The following is a 22644-nucleotide window of genomic DNA, read 5'->3' as shown; positions in this document are numbered from 1 at the left end:
CTCCCCGTTCACCCTGTTCGAGGCAGGGCGGTATCACGCGGTCCGGACCTGATGGCCGGCCGCGCCCAAATGAGCGTCAGCCCAGCAAACGTTCGTTGACGACCTTGCCACCCTGCGTCAGGCGGATGGCATTGCCGATTTCCTCGTCCAGCACCGGCGCGTTCCTTTCCTTGTCCCAGAAGGCGGACAGGAAATTATAGAGGTTGCGCGCAAACAGGGCGGAGGTGTCGGCGGCAAGGCGCGAGGGGACGTTGCGGTGGCCGACGATCTTGACGCCGTGACGTTCGGCCACTTCGCCAGCCACCGCGCCTTCGACATTGCCGCCCTGTTCGACCGCCAGGTCGACAATGACGCTGCCCGGTTTCATCGTCGCGATCTGGGCGTCGGTGATGAGGCGCGGCGCGGGACGACCCGGGATCAGCGCGGTGGTGATGACGATGTCCTGCTTGGCGATATGGCCGGACACGAGTTCGGCCTGCGCAGCCTTATAATCGTCCGACATTTCGGTGGCGTAGCCGCCGCTGCCTTCGCCCTCTATCCCCGCGACCTTTTCGACGAAAATCGCCTTGGCGCCCAGGGATTCGATCTGCTCCCTGGTTGCGGCGCGCACGTCGGTGGCGCTGACCTGCGCGCCCAGCCGTTTGGCGGTGGCGATGGCCTGAAGCCCCGCAACGCCCACGCCCATGACGAAGACCTTGGCGGCGGACACGGTGCCGGCCGCCGTCATCATCATCGGAAAGGCGCGGCCATATTCGGCCGCCGCGTCGAGCACAGCCTTGTACCCCGACAGGTTCGATTGCGAGGAGAGAATATCCATCGACTGCGCGCGGGTGATGCGGGGCATGAATTCCATCGCCAGCGCTTCATAGCCCGCCGTGGCATAGGCATCGACGCGCGCGCGATCCCCAAAGGGGTTGAGGCCGGCCACGATCCACGCGCCCGGCTTGGCACCTATCAGGCTGTCGGGCGATGGCCCCTGCACGCCCAACAGAATGTCGGCCCCCGCGACCGTGGCGGCGCGATCAGCAACAGTCGCGCCGGCGGCAGCATAATCAGCGTCGGCGATCGAGGCGGTAAGCCCCGCGCCAGCTTCGATGGCGACGTCCGCGCCCAGCGCCTTGAATTTTTTCACCGTCTCCGGCGTGGCGGCGACCCGGCGTTCGCCCTCCGCCTGCTCCCGCACGATCGCGATTTTCACTATCCCCTCTCCCTTCTCCTGCACCGGCACGCCGAACGCGCCAGTAATGCGCGGGGGCCAGCAGGGCGCGCTTATGCATCGATGCGCCCGATGCCCCCGATCGTTCCTTGCCCGCCTCTATTTCTGTCTTCTGGCGACGGCAACACGCATCATGCGTATCGTTTCTATCAGCTTCCAAGCAATATCTTTATGCGCCTGTTCGTCAGGAGCTTGGGGGAATGGGGTAGACGATCAGCGCGGCGGCATCCGGATCGCGCCGTCGAGGCGTATGACTTCGCCGTTCAGCATCGGATTGCGGATGATGGATTCGACCAGTTGCGCATATTCGTCGGGGGCGCCCAGGCGGCTGGGGTGCGGCACCTGCGCGCCCAATGCGTCCTGCACATGCTGCGGGAAGCCTTCCACCATCGGCGTGCGAAAAATGCCGGGGGCAATGGTCATGACGCGGATATGGTGCTGCGCAAGATCGCGCGCGACCGGCAATGTCATGCCGACCACGCCCCCCTTGGACGCGGCATAGGCGGCCTGGCCGATCTGACCGTCATAGGCTGCGACCGACGCTGTGTTGACGATGACGGCACGTTCACCCGCCACATCGTCAACAGCGGCGGCGCGCGCGGCGAATTTCGAGATGAGGTTGAAGCTGCCGATCAGATTGACCTCGATGGTGCGGCGAAAGAGGTCGAGCGAATGAGGCGCGTTTTCCTTGCCCACCGTCTTGCTGGCAGGCGCGATGCCCGCACAGTTGACGAGAATGCGCGCGACGCCATGCGCCTTTTCGGCCTCATCAAGCGCGGCGGCGACGGCGGCGTCGTCCGCGACATTGAGCGCGAAGGCGATGGCGCCCATCTCTTGCGCGGAGGCGTTCGCCGCCTCCTCGTTCAGATCAAGAATGGCAACCTTCGCGCCATTGGCGGCCAGCATCGCGGCCGTCGCCTTGCCGAGACCTGATGCGCCGCCGGTGACGATGGCGGCCATATTTCTGATGTCCATGGATTTTGCCCCCCGTTCAGACCAGCTCGACAGCCATGGCGGTGGCTTCGCCGCCGCCGATGCACAGGCTTGCGACGCCGCGCTTCAGCCCACGATTTTGCAGCGCCGCAATCAAGGTCGTCAGGATGCGCGCGCCCGATGCGCCGATGGGATGGCCGAGCGCGGTCGCACCGCCGTTGACGTTCAGTTTTTCGGCCGGGATCGACAGTTCGCGCGCCGCGATCATGGCCACGACGGCGAAAGCTTCATTGACTTCGAACAGGTCGACATCCTCAATCGACCACCCCGCCTTGTCGAGTAGCTTGCGCATCGCAGGGACGGGCGCGGTCGTGAATTTGGAAGGTTCCTGCGCATGGGCGGCGGTCGCGACGACCTGCGCCACGATCGGCAGACCAAGCCGATCGGCGACGCTGCGCCGTGTCATCACCAGCGCGGCGGCACCATCGGATATGGAGGAGGCATTGGCAGCCGTGATCGTGCCATCCTTGGCGAAAGCGGGCCGCAGCGACGGAATTTTGTCTGGCTTCGCCTTGCCGGGCTGCTCGTCGGTATCGATCAGCATGTCGCCACCACGCCCGGAGACAGTCACGGGGGTGATTTCGCGCACGAACGCACCCGACGCAATCGCGTCACTGGCGCGGGAGAGCGACCGGATCGCATAGTCATCCTGCTCGGCGCGGCTGAACTGATAGTCGCGCACGGCTTCTTCGGCAAAGACGCCCATCGCCTTGCCCGGTTCATAGGCGTCCTCCAGCCCGTCCATCATCATCGTGTCGATGATGCGGTCATGGCCAATACGCGCGCCGGCGCGATGCTTGGGCAGCGCATAGGGGGCATTGGTCATGCTTTCCATGCCGCCCGCGACGATGATATCCGCCGCGCCGGCCGCCAGCGCCTCATGCGCCATGATCGCGGCCTGCATGCCCGATCCGCACATCTTGTTGACGGTGGTCGCCTCCGTGTTGAGGCCAAGGCCAGCGCCGAGCGCCGCCTGGCGTGCGGGCGCCTGACCCAGGCCAGCGGGAAGGACGCAGCCCATATAGATGCGATCGACGGCATCGGCAGGGAGCTTGGCGCGCTCGATCGCCGCCTTGACCGCGGCCGCGCCGAGATCGGTTGCCTTCAAGGGTGACAGCGCACCCTGAAAGCCGCCCATGGGGGTGCGGGCATAGCCGGCGATGACGATGGGATCCTGTACCATTTTGCGTCCTCTTCCTGCGCGACGTCGGTCGAGACGTCGATAATCTACTGGTGAGTATATTGCTTATTCATGCGTTTTTTGTCAAGCTGACGGGCGGAGGCTTGATGTGAAACCGGATAGGGAAAACAGCTCCGCCTCGCCATTTCGCACGCGGGCGGAGAAGATTGAGGAGCGTGCGCAAAAGCGGGACGCCGTGCTGACGGCGGCCGTGCGCATGTTTAACGCGCGGGGGTTTCATGCCACGTCGCTGGATGATGTCGCGGCGTCATTGGGGATCAGCAAGCCCACCATCTACCATTATCTCGGCAATAAGGAGCAGGTGCTGATCGAATGCGTGACGCGCGGGCTGGAGCCGCTGCGGGCCGCAGCCGATCAGGCGAGCAGCGAGGAAGGGCGGGGTATTGATAGGTTGCGGCGCTTCCTGATCGCTTATGCGCGTACGAACATGGATGATTTTGGCCGATGCATGGTGCGGACGGGCGATGAACTGCTTTCGCCGCCAAGCGCGGCGGAAATCCGTGCGCGCAAAAGCGAGATCGACAGGACGCTGCGCGCCCTGATCGCCGATGGCATCGCGGACGGATCAATCGCGCCGGTGGACGTCAAGATGAGCGCCTTTGCCATTGCCGGCGCGCTCAACTGGCCGGCGCGCTGGCACGATCCCAACGGACCGTCCAGCGCGGAAAAAATTGCCGCCGCGCTGGTCGATACGTTGATCGGCGGCTTGGCGCCGCGCCCCTGCGCCCCGATCAGGGGATGAAGACCGCGCCTATTTCTTCACCCTGACGGCATAGACCTGGTTGCTGCCGTCCATGTTGGAGCGGAAGATCATCCATGCGCCATCGGGCGTGAAGGTGATATTGGGTTCCAACCGATAATCATGGCGCGCCATATCGACGATCTTTTCCGCGTCGAACGTGCCGGGCGCGACGAGATCGGCCGCATTGTCGGCATGAATGCCCGCCACGTCGGGAATGTCTTTGGGCGTGAAGAGATAGAGATATTTGCCGTCGGGCGCATGGGCGACCATTTCGCTGTCACCGCCATCGCCGGAGAAATGTTGCAGATCGGGCGCCTGATTATAATGGACCGACCACATATTGCGGTCGACATGATACCAGCGGCGATGGCCGGTCGCGAGTTCATAGCCCGCGAGCCAGAACACCTCCCCGCGCGGCGTCTGAAGATCGTACCAGATCCATTTTCCGTCCGGTGAGAAAAATTCGTGGCCGGCGATTTCCATGTTCATGAAACGTTTGTGGACAAGTTGCTTGCCCGTGCCATCGGTGCGGATGGTCCAGATGCGATCAACCTTGTGCCAGGGACCTTCGTGGCAATACATGATGAGGCCGGGATCGGTGGGCGAGAATTGGACATGGTTGAGCCAGTCGGTCGAGGCGACCACCACCTTCCGCTCGCCGGTGCGAATGTCGATGGTGAAGATCTCCATCGGAATCTTCGCCTCCAGCCGTTCATTGAGGCGCACTTCCTTCGCTTCGGCGAAGGTCAGCGGCTGGCCGTCGGGGCCGGTAGCGGCGTAGTTGGCCTGGCCGAACTGCTGCTTGATTTCCGGTTCGCCACTCTTCTTCGTGCCATCGGGCTGAAGCGGCTTGTCGCTCGCCGCCCATTGGCCAAGCAGCAGGGTTTCGTCAGCATTGATCGAGCCGATCGAGCCCTTTGCCACGGTCGCGATGCGCCGCGTCTTGCCGCTGTCGATGTCGGCGGCGAAAATGGTCGTCGCCCCGCCTGCATCGTCGTGGCGGCGGCCGGCATAATAGGCCGTGCGCGTCCGGCGGCCGGTAAAGAGCAGTTGCAGGTCGCGCCCCTTGACCAGCGGCGTCACGCTCCAGTCGGCCAGCGTCACGACGCTGATGCCATCGGGCGTCGAGATGACCATCTTGTCGCCCTGGGGCGTATAGCTGTTCTGGTGGAAATAGAGGCTGGCCGCGCCGCCGGGCGCATCGGTGATCTGGACGATCTCATGCCCGGTGGTGGCGTCGGTCCACTGCTTCACCGGCTTGGCCACCGCAGCGCCGGTCCAGGCGAGCGCCGCCAGCGCGAGGAGCGAGATGCCGCTTTTCATGGAGATATCCTTCTTCAGCTTTGGGCCGGCAGTGCATCGGGGATGAGCGCCAGATTTTCGATCGCCGCCAGCCCCCATTGGGCCGCGGCATTGGTGGAGACATGGGGCCATTCGACCGTGGGGCCAAGGATTTGCGGTCCTTGCAGCGTCACGCGCGGATCGCCCTGCGACAGACCAAGGCCCGCTTCGCCCGAGAAAAACTCCTCCCAGGCGCGGCGCGCCATGGCGGGATCGCGCGTCTCATGCGCGAGATAGGCGGTCAGGCGAGAATGACCTTCACGCAGATTGCGGCCGCGATAGGGGAAGGGGAATTTCGCCTCCCATTGCGCGCGCGGGGCGTTGAACCAACGGCAATAGTCAAGCCAGGCCGTGCGGTAGGCAGGCACATCAAGCAGGTCGAGCAGTTCGGCATTGAGTTCGAGCGCGCCGAACACGGCGTTGAGATGCGATACCGATATGCTGTCTCCCTTGCCCAGGAAGCGGCCAGTCGACAGGTCGAACGGCGCGGTCCCGGTCAGCCAGCCATATTGCAGGCCGCCGATGCTGGTCATGCCGGCAAGCAACCGGTCGCGCCATTTCCGCTCGCCGGTCCGTTCCCACTCGGCAAGCCAGGAGGAGGCGACCGCGCACCAGGTGGTGCCAAAGGTCATCTCTATGACGCCGTCGGGCAACCTCTTGCGTTCCGCCCCCGGCACCTTGCGGCCGATTTCGACATGGGCGAGCGTCTGGTCGGACAGTAGCAGGTCCCGCATCAGGTCCCCGACCCGTTCGTCGCCGGTCAAATAATAATAGATGCGCCGATAGATCGCGTTGGAAATGCGCGGCTGCTTGCTGCTGTCGCTCCAATGCTGGACGCCATGACGCGTGCCCAATCCCTTGAAGCGGCCGAGATGATAGACGTCGACCTCGCCCGTATGGCGGGTCATCGCCTCGGCGAAGCGGAACAGGCCCGCATCGCCGGTGCGCAGGACGCTCAGCCACAGCCACAAGTCGGGCGACAATTCACTATTGTCCCAGGCAAAGCCGCCAATGTCGTAGCGCCACTGGTGCCGGTCAGCGTCATAGGTGTGCATGACGTCGCCATGATTCCAGAAGCCATACCAGCGGCGGCGGTCGACCTCCGCCTCATAGAAGGCGGCGAGATTGGTGATCTGGTCCTCGATCCGCGCCTTCATCGGCGTCGATCGATCGGGCAGCGCCCAGGGGCCAAAGACATTCGCGGCATGGATGCGCTGCGGTTCGACCATCAGTTGCGGCGGCACGGCGTTGGCCTGCGCCATGGCGGCGAGCCGATCAGCGCCAGGCGTGGCGGCGCAGGCCCAGAGCGTCAGTTCGCTCGTGCGGGCAGTGCCGGTTGCGCTGTCCCAGCCGGGCTCATAATCTTCATAGGTGATGGCGAGCCCTTCATTCTGGGCATCATAACCCTCCATGCCGAGCACGCCGCGATAGGGGCGCATATCCATGGGACGTGCATCGGGCGACCACAGCCAGAGCGCCAGACGCGCCTCGTCGGATGCGACATCGCTGATATCGATCTGGGTCGGGTGCCGCTGCCAGAAATAGCGGGCCGCGAGCGCCACGCCGCCCATCGGCGAGCCGACATAACCAAGCCCAAGCGCGCGGGTCCCGGCCGTGGCGTCGACCCAGGCATGGCCGGCCTGCGTGCGCTTGACGATGGCGAAACCGTCGGCGCTGAGCTGGCTTAGGCTGAAATCGCTCCACGTCGGGATGCGATCCAGCAGGGGGCGGACGCTGTCGGCCATCGCGTCCATCGGCACGGCGCGACCCGCGATCTGCGCCGCGCGTGCCGCCTCTCCCGGATCACGGCGCAGACCGGTAAGCGGGCGGACGGCTTCGGAAAAGAGATGCCCCTGCGTGGTGGCGAGGCGGACATGGCGGTCATGCGGCGCGCCCGCCATCGGCACGGCGGCGACAAGGCCCAGGCTGCTGACAAAATCCTTTCCCGGATCACCGTCGAAGATGAAACTGTGGACGATGCGCAGATGATCGCCGCCGGCATAGGCATAAAGCCGCACGGTGAAGGGCAGCAGGCTGCGCCCCGCCCCTGCATGAATACCCTCTATCCGGACAACCGCGCGCACCGGGCCTTTTTGTTCGACCGTCACCCGGTCGATCCGGCCGGTCAGCTGGGTGCGGCGGCCGTTTTCGGGTGCATCATCAATACTGGCGACGAGCGTGAGCGGCCCCATCACTTGCCGATCGCCCGCCCAGGCACCGGCGATCGCAACCGCACCGCTGCGCGGAATCCGCCAGCGGGTCGCGCCGCTGACGATCTCGACCATGTCCGCCTGTTCGCGGACCATGACGCCCGCCTTGGGCGCCGTGGGCCGGCCGGGTGCGACGTCCAGGGTCGCGGGCTGGTCCATGCCGGCGGGCAGCGCGTGCGCCGACCATTTGAGCGACCCGTCGGGCCAGGTGGCGAGCGTCCAGTGCTGGGACGGAAGCGGCTTGCCGTCGCCGCGCACCGCCAGTGGCGCGCCCGGCTTCACGGCCCCGCGCGGCCAGGGCACGCCGAAGGTCTGGCCAAGGCTGAGCCTGGGCGCTTCGCCGTCGATCCAACGGACCGGCGTGCTGCGCGGCATGGTCGATGCGGCGCGGGCAGCGGAGGGGATCAGCGCGGCGGCGCTGCCCATCAGGCTGGCGCGCAGCATGTCGCGGCGGCCGATGGTCAAAATGCTGGTCATTGTCCCCTCCTATGCCGGTCTTCAGAGCCGGGTGATCGAGAATTTGCGTAGCTGGATATGGCTTTGGGTGGTGCGCACGCCAAAATGGCCGCTGCGATAGGGATGCCGGTCCGTCATGGCGAAGAGGGTTTCCCCGTCACGCTCCACTGCGATATGGGCGCCATCCGCGATCAGGCGCAGATGGAACCAGCGATTGGGCGTGAGCATCGCGGCCGGATCGGTCCGATCGTGCGCCGGCAGCAGCGGCCGATCACCGGCGCGGCCGACATATCGACGCATCCGCGTGGTGCTGTTCCGATTGCCGCCGATGCCGACATAATAGGTGCGCAGGCTGTCATAGTCCTCAAACACGCCGCTGCGGCGGGCGGCGAGCGCCGACCTGCCCGGCACGGCGGGGTCCTGCGCCATCCAGAAGGCGTTTACGTCGCTGACCGCGTCCTGCGGTCCACCGGCCTGCACCGCGCGCACGTCATAGGCGATCGCGACCGGTCCTTTCAGCGGCTGGCGAAACCAGAGGGTCAGGCCGGCGGGCGTGTCGATGTCGAGCACGCCCTGCGCGGCGGACACGCGGGCCTGAGGAGACGCGGCTTCCAGTTGCCACTGATCCAGACCATGGGAGAAATCATCCCGATAGAGCATCTTGCGGGCAGCGCGCGCCGCGACTGGCGTGGATGCCAGCGCGGCGAGCAGTGTTCGGCGCGAAAGGCCGGTCCCGATCACAGTTTCAGGCGGACACCGCCATAGACACGGCGACCGAAGGTTTCGATGATCGTGCGGCGATAGACGCTGTTCGCATTCTCCTTGCGCGTGGCGTCGAGCAGGTTGACCCCTTCAAGGAAGAAAGCGACGCCGGGCATCACCGTGATGTTGAGCGACGCGTCGAGCTGGCCATAGGCTTCGCCAAATTCCGGGTTGCCGCCGCGACCGGCGGCGTTGATCAGATATTTGGACCGCCAGTTATAGGCGCCGCGCAGGCTGACCACATCATCTTCATAATAGGCCGACAGATTGTAGCTGTGGCGCGAGAGGCCCTGGAACGGCAGGGAATCGCCGGTAAACCGATCCACCCCTTCATAACCGCTATCCTTGGAATAGGTGTAGTTGGCGATCACACCCATCTGCTTGAGCACAGGGACGTCGAGGAAGTCGAACGCAAGCTGCGCGCCGGCTTCCACGCCGTTGATCGTCACCTTCTGCGTGCCGTTGGTGGGCACGGTGATGGTATAGGTGACGTCCGTCGCCGGATCCGTATAATCCTCCGTCGTGTTCTGGATGAAGCTGCTGATTTCCTTGCGGAAATAGGTCACCGACGCAAAGCTGGTGCGGTTGATATAATATTCCAGGCCCGCATCATATTGGCGCGCGCGGAAGGGCTGGAGCCCCGGATTGCCGCGCGATCCGGTGAGGCCCACCACATCCAGCGTGAAGCGCGGCGCAAGCTGTTGCGGCAGCGGGCGCGCCATGACTTCGGTCGCCGTGACGCGCGCCATCAGCTTGTTGGGAATAAGCTCCGCCTTCATATTGAGCGAGGGCAGGAATTCGGTGTTCTTGCTGTCATAGGCGACCGGGGAGACGATGCCGCCCTGGCTCAGATAGCCCGACGTGTCGACCTTGGTATTGACGACGCGCGCGCCGATGACGCCCGTGACCGGCACCGCGCCGACATCAAAGGCGAAGGCGGCCTGCGCATAGCCGGCCAAGTTCTTTTCACCCACTTCCCACGTGTCAGTGAACACCTGGCACGTGCCGCCCGGACGCGTCGGGCAGCCATTGGCTTCGAACGGATCGGGCACGCCGATCGCGTCGGCCACGCCCTGCGTCATGTTGAGCCAGCCGCGATAGCCGTCGCTAAAGCCCAGATCACCGGTGTGGAAGAAGGGCGCGGTACCCAGCGATGCAAAGCCGACCGCATTGTCGATCTGCTGCTGGACGGCGGGATCGGAAAACCCGTTGAGCACGGTCGAACGATTGAAGAATTTGCTCGTGACCTTGAGGTCGCGATACTGACCGCCGATCTTGATCGACGTCAGAAAGCCGCCGTCGGGCTTATATTCCGCGTCCAGCTTGGCCATTTTCTCCGACTGATCGTCATAGCGCGGGCGGCGCAGGACGGTCAGCTGGTTGATCCCCGCGCGGGTGGTGGGATCATTGGGCAGAATGATGTTGGGCGCATTCTGGCCATTGGCATAATCGACGATCAGGCTGTCCATGCCGGTGACGGCGGCGGTCGCGTTGATCTCGTTATTATAGGCCTTGGCCTTGGAATAGGAGATTTTCGGCGTCAGCGTCAGATTACCGGTCGTCCATTCCGCGCCCAGCGCCAAATTATAGGTGGTGCGGCGAATGTCGCCCAGAATGTTGCGGTAGGAAACGCCCAGCTGGCTGGTCTGCGCCAGCGCGGGGTTGTTGGTCATTTCCAGATGCTGGACCGTATTGTCCGGCCCGATGATGGTGTTTTCAGTATCGACGATGCCGCCGCTGGTGCCGGTTTGCAGATATTGCGAGGTGACGGACTGGTTGGACCGCGTCCAGTTGCCTTCGAAATAGGCTTTGAGGTCATCGCTCGGCTGCCATTCCAGGATGCCGTTCAGCGCGTAGCGGCGGGTTTCCAGGCGGTTGATGACATAGCGGGGAATGTCCGGGAAGAAATCGCCCATGCCATCGTCGTTAAGGTCATAGAGATCGCCATTGGGGTCGCGCAGCTGGACCCAGCCGGTGGTGCGGGCCTGATGGCTTTCGACATTGCGGTTTTCGAACGTGCCCGACACCAGGATGCCGATCGTGCCGTCGGCGAAGGTGTCGCTGCCGATCAGGGCCAGGCGCGGGTCCATATGGTCGCCGATATCGGCATAGATGGCCTGCGCCGATCCGGCGAGATAGGGCTTGCCGCCATTGTCGAACGGGCGACGGGTGATGATGCGCACGGTGCCGCCCACGCCGCCTTCGGTCATGTCGGCTGTGGCGGACTTCACCACTTCCACGCGATTGACGAATTCGGAAGGCAGATCGCGGAAATCGACGTCGCGGCCGCCGCCGACCGTGGTCGACAGGGCGGTGGTGCCGTTGATTTCGACCCGGTTCAGGCTGGGATCGGCACCACGGATGGTGACGCCCGACCCTTCGCCGTCGGAACGGGTGATCTGGACGCCGGTGACGCGCTGCAACGCTTCGCCGACATTCTTGTCAGGGAATTTACCGATATCTTCCGCCGAGATCGCGTCCAATACGGTTGGCGAATTGCGCTTCGCATTGAGCGCGCCCTGAAGGCTGGAGCGGATGCCGGTGACGACGATGTCGGCGACGTCATCATCCTGGGTGGCTTGAGGGGCGATATCCTGTGCAGCGACGGCAAGCGGCGCAACCGCCGCCAGAGCCGCATAAGAAATCGTAGCAAGTTTCACATAACGCAACCGCACCAGTCATCCTCCCTTTTCCAATATTCCACATATTGGGCTTTGATTGCGTTATTTGGAAAGAAATCATGCTTGTTGTCAAGCGTCCCTTTTCGGCGCGGCGAAAGGGCCAAGCGAAAAGCTCGGGGAAATCAGCGCCTTGCTCGTGAAAAATATGACGGGACGAAGCCCAAAGTGACCGGCCCGATGGTCCCGCAATGTGGTCGACAGTATCGCCCGCTGCCTAGGAAAGCGCGACTCCGTCGCGTATGATCGGCGCGTCGGACCCGAATATCCTGCCTGTGCCGCGCATATGGCGTTTGGCCTGGTAAAGGGCGAGATCGGCGCGCCGCATCAAGTCCAGTTGCGTGACGCCAGGGCCGTCGGCGAGTGTCGCGCCGACTGTGGCGGATACGCGCCGCGTCTGGCCATCCTGCGTGATGGACACCTGAAGCTGATCCAGAACCCGTTGGACATAGGATTCCAGATCTGCACAATCGCGCGGACGGGTGACCAGCAACGCAAATTCGTCGCCGCCCAGTCGCGCCGCAAAAGCGTTGGCCATACAGCCTTCGCGCATGCGCGCCGCCATTGCCCGCAGGATATCGTCGCCGGCCGCATGGCCAAAACTGTCATTGACCGCCTTGAAACCGTCCAGATCGATGAGCAGGAGCGCAACAGGCTCCGCCCGTCTCTTCAACCGCGCCAGAGTTTCGCCCAGACGCTTTTCAAAGCTCGCGCGATTGGACAGGCCGCTCAAGCTGTCAGTGCTTGCGCTGTGACGTAATTCCTCCTCGCGCAGGTGCCGTTCGGTGACATCCTGAAACACGCCGACGATAGCGGCGGGCCGGTCATGCCGGAATTCGACTTCGCCGATGCTGCGCACCCGGCGCATCCGCCCATCAGCAGCAATCAGATCGGTTTCGAAGTCGAACCCCTCCCCGGTTCGCATGGCCTTGCGCAGCCTTTTTTCGATCAGCCGCGCCTCTTCCGGAGAATAAAAGGCAAGGGCCTCTTCCAGCGGCGGGGTGGAGCCGATCGGCAAGCCATGGATGGCATAGACCTGGTCGGACCATTGAACCACGCCATCGTCCAGCGACACACGCCAGGACCCGACGCCAGCCAGTTTTTCCGCCTGACGCAGGAGCCGATGCTGGCCGTCCAATATGTCCGCCCGCTCCTCCGCCAGTTCCGCCAGATAGCGCGCATCCTGCGCCGTGGCATGGGCACGCAGAAGCGATTCCGCGACAGCGGCCAGATCGCGCAAAATGTCCCGTTCCTCATCCGACAGCGCGCGCGGCTGCGTATCGATGACGCAGAGAGAGCCAAGCCCGGGAAGCATATCGGAATGCCCGTCATGATGCGGTCGCAACGGGACCCCGGCATAAAAACGGATATGCGGCTTGCCCACCACGAGCGGGTTGCGCGCGAAGCGCGCGTCGGCGCTGGCGTCCTCTATCACCAGCAGATTGTCCTGATGGATGGTATGCGCGCAGAAGGCCTGATCGCGCGGCGTTTCCCGCACCTGGCCCAGACCCTGCGCCGATTTGAACCATTGCCGATCCTGATCCACCAGCGACACCAAGGCGATCGGGCAGTCGAGCAGCCGCCGCGCCAGCGCGGTCAGCGCGTCAAAATCCCGCTCCGGCGGCGTATCGAGGATGTGGAAGCTCGCCAGCTTGCGCAGGCGGGCGTCCTCCAGCGTCTGGTGCATGCGCCCTTTCCTTCTTGCCTAACAGTTTAGCGCCCAATCCTAAGATTTCCTTACCAGAGCGGGCACATCGCCGCCCTAACGGCTCGAACGGTCGCAGCGGCTGTTCGGTTGCGCTTGTCACTGTCAGCGGTTTTTCCGATTTCCTTTCGCGGGGGCTGGGGGCTTATAGTTCTAACGCCGCGACACCCCCTGAGCGGCCGATTGAGAGAGGAGTCAATCCATGGACGCAAGGACAAGTGGAAGCCCCCTGAGCGATCCGGGCAAGGAGCCCGCCGCGATGCGCAGCCTGCTGGGTCGCACGAACCGCGACTGGTGGCCCAACCAATTGTCGCTCGACATTCTCCATCAACAGGGTCGCACCGGCGATCCGATGGGTGATGATTTCGATTATGCCGCGGAATTCAAGACGCTGGATCTGGCTGCCGTCAAGCGCGACCTGACCGCGCTGATGACCGACAGCCAGCCCTGGTGGCCGGCCGATTATGGCCATTATGGTCCCTTTTTCATCCGCATGGCGTGGCATAGCGCGGGCACCTATCGCACCGGCGACGGACGCGGCGGCGCGTCGTCCGGCACGCAGCGCTTCGCGCCGCTCAACAGCTGGCCCGATAACGCCAATCTGGACAAGGCGCGCCGGCTGCTCTGGCCGATCAAACAGAAATATGGCCGCAAGCTGAGCTGGGCTGACCTCATGATCCTGGCGGGCAATGTCGCCATTGAATCAATGGGCGGGCCGGTGTTCGGCTTTGGAGGCGGACGCGCGGACATATTCGAGCCGGAAAAGGATATTTACTGGGGCACGGAAGAATTCTGGGTCGGCCAGGAAGGCAATCTGACGCGCATCGACGAGGAAGAGGGCCGCGCGCTGGAAAACCCGCTGGCTGCGATCCAGATGGGCCTCATCTACGTCAATCCCGAAGGTCCGGGCGGCAAGCCCGATCCGCTCCAGTCTGCGCGCGACATTCGCGAAACATTCGCCCGCATGGCGATGAACGATGAAGAGACGCTGGCGCTGACGGCGGGCGGCCACACCTTCGGCAAATGCCATGGCGCGGGCGACGCATCCCTGGTCGGCGCGGAGCCCGAAGGCGCGGACATCGCGCAGCAGGGCCTTGGCTGGCAGAGCGGCCATGAAACCGGCATCGGCGATCATACCATCACCAGCGGCCTGGAGGGCGCCTGGACGCCGACGCCGATCCAGTGGTCGATGAACTATTTCCGCATGCTGCTGGACTATGATTATGAGCTGGTGAAAAGCCCGGCCGGCGCGCAGCAATGGCAACCGATCAACCAGAAGCCCGAGGATATGGCGCCCGGCGCGCGCAGCCCGGACAAGCGGTTGCCCACGATGATGACGACCGCCGACATGGCGTTCAAGATGGACCCCGAATATCGCAAGATCGCCGAGCGCTTTTACGCCAATCCCGACCAGTTCGCCGACGCCTTCGCCAGGGCTTGGTTCAAGCTGACCCATCGCGACATGGGGCCCAAGGTCCGCTATCTCGGCCCCGATGTGCCGGAGGAGGATCTGATCTGGCAGGACCCGGTTCCGGCGGGGCCAGTGCTGAGCGATGCCGACGTCGCAATGCTGAAGGACAAGATCGCCGATAGTGGCCTCAGCATCAGCCAGCTGGTCAAGACCGCCTGGGCGTCGGCCGCGACCTACCGCGATTCCGACAAGCGCGGCGGCGCCAATGGCGCGCGCATCCGCCTGTCCCCGCAAAAGGACTGGGACGCCAATGAGCCCGACGAACTGGCCAAGGTGCTGGCTGTCTATGAGGGCATCCAGCGCGATTTTGGCGGGCGCGTCAGCATCGCCGACCTGATCGTGCTGGGCGGCAATGTCGGGGTCGAACAGGCGGCAAAAGCCGCGGGGCACGACCTGCATCTGCCCTTCGCTTCAGGCCGGGGCGATGCGACGGACGAACAGACCGACGCCCACAGTTTTGAACCGCTGGAGCCCAAGGCGGACGGATTCCGCAACTATCTGCAGGTGCGCTTCAACGTACCGACAGAAGAGCTGATGGTCGATCGCGCGCAGTTGCTGGGCCTTAGTGCGCCGGAAATGACCGTGCTGGTCGGCGGTTTGCGCGTCCTGGGCGCCAATCATGGCGGCACGTCGCACGGCGTTCTGACCGACCGGCCGGGGCAGCTGACCAACGACTTCTTCGTCAATCTGCTCGACATGGGCACGGCGTGGAAGGAAGTGGACGATCGCGGCGACGAGGTGTTCGTCGGCACCGACCGGGCGAGCGACGAGGAACGGTGGACCGCCACGCGCACCGATCTGGTGTTCGGCTCCAACTCGCAGCTGCGCGCGCTGTCCGAAGTCTATGCCGCGTCCGACGCTGGCGACAAGTTCGTTGCCGATTTCGCCCGCGCCTGGACAAAGGTGATGAACGCCGACCGGTTCGACCTCAAGGCATGACGATCAGCCGCCGGGGTGCGCAGCGCATCCCGGCGGCTCATCCCCTTATTGCACGGCGGCGATCAGATCCGCCACCTGATGGACGACGCCGTTTGCGACCACAGTCTTCACCTTGAACGTGTTGGCGATGTCGGCGCGCGGGTCCCCTTCGATCAGCGCGATGTCCGCCAGTTTGCCCGGCTCGAGCGTCCCGGCGTCGAGATTAAGCGCGCGGGCGGAATTGACCGTTGCGGTCTGCAACGCCTGGAAAGGCGTCAATCCCCCGTCCACATAGGACGCGATTTCCGCGTGAAGGTTGGTCGCGATCATCGTGTCGGTGCCGGCCACGACCTGTGTCCCGGCGTCATACATTTTCTTCATGGAGGCGAGGCCACCCTTGAGCAGCGGGCCGACGATGCGGGCGATCGCATCATCATCCTGGGTGACGCTGTCCTGCGCCCAGCTGGGATAGAGCTTGACGCGCGGATCACTGCGATAGTCGGGATGCCGTTGCAGATAGCCGGTCAGCGCGCCGAAATTGGTCGGCGTCAGCGTCCGCCGGCTTTGTCCGAACAGCTGGATCACATCCTCATAGGCCATGCCGCCCGGTCCCTGTTTGGGCGAATAGCCGCGCCGGCTGGTCGCGCCCATATGTTCGGTGCCATCCACGCCAGAATAGGCGGCGGGGAAGATTTCGTGGCCCGATACCGGAATGCCCATGGCGTGCGCCGCCTCCACGATGCGCCGCTGATAGAGGTCGGGCATGCGCACATAGCTTTTCTGAATATCATATCTGAGCGCGCGGGCGCGGCCCAGTTCGCGCTCCAGATGGGCGGGGCTGGAGACGGCAATGCCCATCTTGTAATAGACACGCTGCCATTCAAGCAGCGGGCCGCCAGTATAGAGGCGCGGGCTGATCCGCACCCCTGCCTCCGCCGCCTCGCGATCCTCGACCGCATCATAGACCTGCGTTCCGGGGTCACGCACGGTGGTGATGCCATAGGCCAGCCACGCCTTTTCCAGGTTCGAACCGAAATCCTTCTGGATATGGGAATGATATTCGATGAGGCCGGGAATGGCCGTCAGGGTGCTGGCGTCGACATAGCGGGCAGTGGCGTCGCTCCTGGCCGGATCATGATCGCGAATGGCGGTGATCCGGTTGCCGTCGATGACGATGTCCTTGTTCGTCTGCGTCGCGTCGGTGACGGAATCGACCAGTGCGCCGACGTGAATGATGGTGCGCCCGGTCGGCTTGGCAAGGCGGTAAGTGAGGTTGATCGGCACGTCGGTGACGACGCCGGTTTCCAGATTGACGGTCTTGAGCGCGTCGTTCGACTGGACCAGAATGGTTTTGCCATCCCCGCTCCAGGTCGGGAAGAAGGCGATGTCCGATGTATAGCTGCGCGCCGGGCCCAGCGGCTTGGCGTCGGCCGCCACCGGCCAGACCTTGAGCAAGCCTTCATAGATGCCCGCCATCCGCGTGCCATCAGGCGACCAGGCCGGGCCGCTGCCGCTGCGCGTGTCGAGCGACATATTCTCTTGCGGGATCTGCCAGAAAGGCTTTGTCGTGCCGTCGACCGGGATGACATAGACCTGATTGGTGCCTTCGCGGAAGCTGTTGGAATATTTGTAGGACAGGCTGATGACGACATATTTGCCGTCCGCCGACCAGCTGGGACTGCCAGGCTGACCGAGCGACGTCTGAAGCCGTGTCACCTTGCCGCTCGCGACATCCACGACGCAGACGCCCGCCACGCCCCAGCGGCCATCGACGTCGATGAAGGCGATCTGCTTTCCGTCCGGCGACCAGGCCGCGCCCAGCGGCTGGGTGTCCATGTTCGTCAGTTGCCGGTCCTTGCCGGTCTTCAAATCCTTGATGAACAGCTGCGGCAGGCCGCCGACCCGGTCGGAGGAAAAGACGATGCGCCTGCCATCGGGCGACCAGTCGGCGTCGGCGTCAAGCGCGGCGTCCTTGGTCAGATTTTCAGGCGTGCCGCCCTTGGATGAGACAATATAGAGATCGCCAAGCGCGACAAAGGCGATGCGGCTGCCATCGGGCGACAGGCGCGGATGGGTGATGCCCAGCGCCTTGCGCGGCGCGGTCGAATCCCAGTCGCGTTTGGCGCGCGTGTAGCTGGGCCGCACGACTTCGAGCGTCGCTGCGAAATCGACAGTGGACTTACGCGGGCCGCCCTGCCGAACCTTGCCGTCCGAGACATAATGATAGCCACCGCGCGTCCCCCAGGAGACACGGAAGGGGAAGACATTTTCGGTGCCGCTAACCTGCTTGTCGTCGATGAACAAATGGCTGCCGCTTGCATCCTGCACGACATAGGCAAGCGCGCCGCCGGGACCAAAGGAGGGGGCATCCGCCTTGCCGTCCACCTTTTTGAGCAGGCTTTCCTGCCCGGTGGCGAGATCGGTGACGTAGAGCGCGCCGCCCATCATGCCCTCCGCTCCGGCATAGGCCACACGCCGGCCATCCGGCGACCAGGTCGGCATCCGGTCTTCGCGCGGATTGCTGCTGATCTGCTTCATCGCGCCGGTCGCCACGTCCATCGTCCAGATGTCGTAATTGCCGCTGCGGTCGGAGGAGAAGGCGATGGTCTTGCCATCGGGTGAATAGACCGGCTCGCGATCGTCATAGGCGCCCTGCGTCAATCGGCGCATGTCGCTGCCATCGGGCTTGATGGTCCAGAGGTCGTAGCCGCCGTCGCGATAGGCGAAATAGAGAAGATGCGATCCGTCGGGCGCCCAGACGGGCTGGCGCGCGTCGTTGAAATAGTCGGTGATGCGCCGCGCCTTGCCGCCGGCGGCAGGAATGATCCAGAGGCTGCCTTGCAGGTCGACCGCCAGCCATTTGCCATCGGGGGAGGCCGATACTGCCATCGACGTGCCTTCATGCACGTCGAAAGCGATCGGCTTTTCGCCGCCGGGAGGCGGGAGGTTGGCAGGCTGGGCCAACACCGGCGCAGCCGTGCCGAGCCATGCGATGAGGGCCATGGCCCTGAGCGACGATGTCATCCTGTATCCCCCTTACCAACCAAAGACATAGCGTTCGCGCCGCACGTCCGCCGCCCCGCGCAGGGTGCCGGTTTCCGGCACGACGCCCACCGCGACGATGCCGGTCGACACGCCAAACGGCCCGAGCACGTCCAGCTTGTGCCCACGCGCGGCCAGCCCGTCGCGCACCGCCTGGGGCACCCGATCCTCGATCTCCAGCACGCCCGGTTCATCCTTCTTGACCGCGAAGGAGCCGTGGAAATGACTGGAATTGATGCGGGGTGCCTCGATCGCGGCCTGAAGCGGCTGGCCAAAGGCGAGCACGCGCAGCAGCACGTTCATGATCTGCTGGTCCTGATTGTCGCCGCCCGGCGTGCCGATGGCGAGATAGGGCGCGCCATCCTTCATCACCATCGAAGGCGACAAGGTGGTGCGCGGCCTTTTGCCCGGCGCCAGGACATTGGGGCTTTCAGGATCCAGGTCGAACACGGTCATGCGGTTGCTCATCGGCACGCCCGTGTCGCCCGCGATATAGGCGCCGCCCAGCATCCAGCCGGAACTGGGCGTGCAGCTGAACAGATTGCCGTGCCGGTCGACCACTTCGATCGCGGTGGTGTCGGCGGTGGGGACCGGCGGTTTTTTCAGCATATGCGGCGTGAAGACTGGCGTCGGTCGCTTGCCGCCCTCCATCGCCCATGGATCTCCATAGCGATGCTCCAGCGAAGCCCTGGGTCCGATCAGCTTCGCGCGCTGGGCGGCATAGGCCTTGGACAGCAACGCCTTGGCCGGCACCTTGGCAAAGTCGGGATCGCCGAAATAGGCATTGCGGTCGTCAAAGGCGAGCTTGATTGATTCCGCCAGCGTGTGAAGATAGGTCTCGCTGCCCGGTTCCATAGCGCCGATGCCGGCTGCTTCCGCGATGTTCAGCGCAATCAGCAGCGCCGGCCCCTGGCTCCAGAAGCCGCCCTTGCAGATGGTGTAGCCGAAAACGTCCGTCGTGACCGGTGCTTCCAGCTTGCCCTGATAACCGGCAAGGTCGCCATAGCGCATCAGGCCGCCATCCGCTTCCATCGCCGCGCCAATGCGTCGGGCGATGTCGCCTTTATAGAAAGCGTCGCGCCCGGCCTGGATCGCGGCCTTGCGATCCTTGGTCCGGGCAAGGGCCGCCTTGTCCGCCGCGGCGATGACTCGCATCGTGCGGGCAAGATTGGGCTGGCGGAATATCTCACCAACCTTGGGCAGCGCACCGCCCGGATAATAAGTGTCATAGGCGGTCTTGTATTTCGCGGTCGCCTTCTGCTGGCTGACGAAAACCTCGGCCAGGAAGTTATACATGACGAAGCCATCGGCCAGTTCGATCGCGGGCTGCATCACCTGATCGAGCGTCATGGTGCCATTGAGTTGCAGCGCGCGCGCCATGGCGTCCACCATGGCAGGAATGGTGCCGCCCATCGGGCCATTGCCCGGGATCATACCAAGCTGCGCGAATTTGTCGGGCGTGGCGAGCGCCGGGGCTGTCCCCTGCCCATTGATGACGGTCACGTCCTTCGTGCCGCTATCATAGATGATCGTCGGCGCTTCACCGCCAAAGCCGAAATGCGATATTTCGGTCACGGCCGCGGCAAAGACGGCCGCGACCCCCGCATCGGTGGCATTGCCCCCCGCCATCAGGATGCGCGTGCCTGCGGCCACCGCATAATGACGACCGGCAGCAACGATGCCGAAATCACCGACGATTTCGGGCCGCAGTGTCTCGCCCGCGCTCTTGAGCCGCGTGGGTTCGGGCGGCGGCGGGGGCGTCTGCGCCGCAACGGGCAGCCCTGCGACCATCGCCGCGCCGCCGCCGACCGCCCATGCGCCGAGCGCGCGACGGCTCAATCCCGCTGGCGGGTCCTGTGTCTTCATGTCTGCTTCTCCCCTGTTCCCCGTGGCATTGCAGGAGGAACGCATTGCGGTTGCCCGTACCGATCAGGTCGGACTCAAGATGATGCGGCCGGCCTCGATGCGCGTTACGACGCCCAGACTTTCCGCCACCGCCTGCGCGAAACCGCGCGGGTCATTGGCGATGAACAGGCCGGTGATGGTTTCCTGCGCCAGCACCGGATCGGCAATGACGATATGTTCGTCATTATAACGGGCAAACTGCGCAGCTGCGCTGGCCAGCGTGGTGTCGCGAAAGGCGATCTTGCCTTCGCGCCAGTAAAGCTCCTGCTCAATCGTGTCAGACGCGATCGCAGCGGTCTCGATCGGCGTAGCCGCGCGCGGATCGACCACCGCACGCGTCCCCTGGGACACGCGGACAGGCGCTGCCCTGGCCTCGCTCACTTCCACCACGCCTTCGCTGACGATGACGTCGACCGGGCGGCGCGCTTCGTGCCGGACAGTGAAGGCCGTACCCACCGCGCGGACCCGCGCGTCCCCGGCGATGACGACGAAGGGGCGGGATGCATCCTTAGCGACAGCGAACAGCGCCTCGCCACCCCGCAGGATGATCGTGCGCTGCCGATCGGTGAATTGCACGTCCATTTCGCTGGTGGTGTTGAGGTTGACGATGCTGCCATCCGACAGGGCGATGCGCAGCATTTGGCCCTTGCCGGTCGCATAATGATCGCCGTCGCTCCACAGGCCCAGGGCAACCGCCCCGACCGCTGACGCCGCCAGCGCCATGCCAGCGCCGCGCAGCAGGAACCGACGGGTGAGCCATGGGATACGGGCGGCGGGATGGGTGCTACCGGACGCCTGCGCAAGCTCCACCCGCGCCAACGCCGCCCGTGCCATCGCCCAAGCGCCCAGCCTGCGGCTATCGCCGGAAAGCCAGGCATCCAGATCCGCCTGTTCAGCAGCCGTCAGCCCACGCGCGTCAAGCCGGGCCGCCCATATGGCCGCCTGTTGCTCGATCTGCGCGCTGCTTTCCCTTGCTGTCATAATGCTCCGTATCCGGGATTTGGTCGTAAGACGCGGGCTGACCGGATTTTCCGCCACGTCCGAAAATATTTATCAAATGGCGGATACCGCGCCCGACATGCTTTTCCACGGTGCTTTCCGACAAACCCAGCAGTTGCGCGGTTTCCCGCTGGGACAATCCCTGCACCTTGCGCAGCATGAAGGCTTCGCGGCATCGCGCAGGCAACAGGTCGATCGCGTCGGCAACCAAGCGAAATTCCTCGCGCTGTTCTGCCTGAATATCGGGCGGCAGCTCATCGGCTGCGAAGTTCAGCCGCTCTACTTCGCTCAGCGTTTCCATGGATACGACCGGCGCTCGACGCAATTCGCTGGCCACCACCGACAGCGCGGCGCGAAAGAAATAGGCGCGCGGATTTTCGATATGGTCGACCGCTGCCAGGCTGGCGAGCTTGGCGTAGGTTTCCTGAATGACGTCGTCAATCTGCAAACCATGCTGGATCCGCCCCGAAAGCCAGCGCCGTAGCGCCGGTTCGTGCGGACAGATATGGCGTGCAAGCCAGAAAGCCCTGCTGTCCTGAATCGGTCGGCCCCTTCCCCAAGACGATCATGGCTGTTCAACGAAGTGTCCGGGCAAATCCGCCGTATCGGGTGAAAAACAGGGCGCATGTAAAAAATGTGACGGTGGCCATGGCGGATAATGCGCGCGCCGCTGTCTTTCCCAATGTGACCAGCGGCCATGCAGCCGGGCGCAGGGAGGGGATGCCGAGGCTTTCCACCAGGAAGGCCAGAAGGGCGCCAGCCGGCAGTGATACCGGCATCGAAGCAGTGGGATTTCTTGTCGATCAGCCAGTCCGGTGCGCGGCGGTAGCCGTGCGCCCGGGGGAAGGCGCGCACCCATGGCGCGTCATGAGGGGGAAGCAAAGACATGACCAGATTGAAATGGACGGCCATGATTCTGGGCGGGGCGAGCGCGCTGGCGCTCGGCGCCGGCACGGCTATGGCGCAGCAACGCAATTTCGATTTGCCCGAAGGCCGCGCGGCCGA

At 64.3% G+C, this 22644-nt stretch carries 14 protein-coding genes; 2 read left to right on the top strand and 12 right to left on the bottom strand.

Annotated elements, in window-relative coordinates; translation table 11 throughout:
* Positions 1–76: 76 nt before the first annotated feature.
* From B2V90_RS07360 to B2V90_RS07350, 3 genes are all read right to left on the bottom strand, one after another.
* On the bottom strand, positions 77–1198 hold the full coding sequence (locus B2V90_RS07360; protein WP_228221911.1) for an NAD(P) transhydrogenase subunit alpha: 1122 nt from the start codon (positions 1196–1198) through the stop codon (positions 77–79).
* A gap of 231 nt (positions 1199–1429) precedes the next feature.
* The gene (locus tag B2V90_RS07355) at positions 1430–2191 is read right to left on the bottom strand and encodes an SDR family NAD(P)-dependent oxidoreductase (protein ID WP_228221912.1); all 762 of its coding nucleotides are present in this window, start codon (positions 2189–2191) and stop codon (positions 1430–1432) included.
* 16 nt (positions 2192–2207) lie between these two features.
* Positions 2208–3392: an acetyl-CoA C-acyltransferase gene (locus B2V90_RS07350; RefSeq protein WP_228221913.1), complete on the bottom strand. Its 1185-nt coding sequence runs from the start codon at positions 3390–3392 to the stop codon at positions 2208–2210.
* Between the two features lie 106 nt (positions 3393–3498).
* Here B2V90_RS07350 and B2V90_RS07345 point away from each other — a divergent pair, with 106 nt between their 5' ends.
* The gene (locus tag B2V90_RS07345) at positions 3499–4152 is read left to right on the top strand and encodes a TetR/AcrR family transcriptional regulator (protein WP_228221914.1); all 654 of its coding nucleotides are present in this window, start codon (positions 3499–3501) and stop codon (positions 4150–4152) included.
* Between the two features lie 9 nt (positions 4153–4161).
* Here B2V90_RS07345 and B2V90_RS07340 read toward each other — a convergent pair whose 3' ends face one another.
* The 5 genes from B2V90_RS07340 to B2V90_RS07320 all read right to left on the bottom strand — a co-directional run bounded on the left by B2V90_RS07340 (position 4162) and on the right by B2V90_RS07320 (position 13286).
* Positions 4162–5475, bottom strand: coding sequence for an oligogalacturonate lyase family protein (locus tag B2V90_RS07340; RefSeq protein ID WP_228221915.1), 1314 nt, complete (start codon positions 5473–5475; stop codon positions 4162–4164).
* Positions 5476–5489: 14 nt separating this feature from the next.
* On the bottom strand, positions 5490–8180 hold the full coding sequence (locus tag B2V90_RS07335; RefSeq protein WP_228221916.1) for a Tat pathway signal sequence domain protein: 2691 nt from the start codon (positions 8178–8180) through the stop codon (positions 5490–5492).
* 21 nt (positions 8181–8201) lie between these two features.
* Positions 8202–8900 (bottom strand): DUF6250 domain-containing protein, encoded by a 699-nt coding sequence (locus B2V90_RS07330; RefSeq protein WP_228221917.1) that lies wholly within the window; start codon positions 8898–8900, stop codon positions 8202–8204.
* Positions 8897–11596: a TonB-dependent receptor gene (locus tag B2V90_RS07325; RefSeq protein WP_228221918.1), complete on the bottom strand. Its 2700-nt coding sequence runs from the start codon at positions 11594–11596 to the stop codon at positions 8897–8899. The genes B2V90_RS07330 and B2V90_RS07325 overlap by 4 nt, the downstream gene beginning before the upstream one ends.
* Positions 11597–11816: 220 nt before the next feature.
* The gene (locus tag B2V90_RS07320) at positions 11817–13286 is read right to left on the bottom strand and encodes a diguanylate cyclase domain-containing protein (RefSeq protein ID WP_228221919.1); all 1470 of its coding nucleotides are present in this window, start codon (positions 13284–13286) and stop codon (positions 11817–11819) included.
* Positions 13287–13506: 220 nt separating this feature from the next.
* Here B2V90_RS07320 and katG point away from each other — a divergent pair, with 220 nt between their 5' ends.
* Positions 13507–15714 (top strand): catalase/peroxidase HPI, encoded by a 2208-nt coding sequence (gene katG / locus B2V90_RS07315; RefSeq protein WP_293920684.1) that lies wholly within the window; start codon positions 13507–13509, stop codon positions 15712–15714.
* A 45-nt stretch (positions 15715–15759) separates the two neighbouring features.
* Here katG and B2V90_RS07310 read toward each other — a convergent pair whose 3' ends face one another.
* The 4 genes from B2V90_RS07310 to B2V90_RS07295 all read right to left on the bottom strand — a co-directional run bounded on the left by B2V90_RS07310 (position 15760) and on the right by B2V90_RS07295 (position 22144).
* Positions 15760–18717: an LpqB family beta-propeller domain-containing protein gene (locus B2V90_RS07310; protein WP_293920682.1), complete on the bottom strand. Its 2958-nt coding sequence runs from the start codon at positions 18715–18717 to the stop codon at positions 15760–15762.
* Positions 18718–18729: 12 nt separating this feature from the next.
* Positions 18730–20601: a gamma-glutamyltransferase family protein gene (locus B2V90_RS07305; protein WP_228221922.1), complete on the bottom strand. Its 1872-nt coding sequence runs from the start codon at positions 20599–20601 to the stop codon at positions 18730–18732.
* A 63-nt stretch (positions 20602–20664) separates the two neighbouring features.
* Positions 20665–21621: a FecR family protein gene (locus tag B2V90_RS07300; RefSeq protein ID WP_228221923.1), complete on the bottom strand. Its 957-nt coding sequence runs from the start codon at positions 21619–21621 to the stop codon at positions 20665–20667.
* Positions 21557–22144 (bottom strand): RNA polymerase sigma factor, encoded by a 588-nt coding sequence (locus B2V90_RS07295; RefSeq protein ID WP_293920700.1) that lies wholly within the window; start codon positions 22142–22144, stop codon positions 21557–21559. Before B2V90_RS07295 ends, B2V90_RS07300 begins: the two co-directional genes overlap by 65 nt.
* Positions 22145–22644: the final 500 nt, after the last annotated feature.

Origin of the sequence: Sphingobium sp. UBA5915 (assembly GCF_002431195.1) — a bacterium.
In the GTDB taxonomy this organism is placed as follows: domain Bacteria; phylum Pseudomonadota; class Alphaproteobacteria; order Sphingomonadales; family Sphingomonadaceae; genus Sphingobium; species Sphingobium soli.
This window is presented reverse-complemented; position numbering and strand designations above follow the sequence as displayed.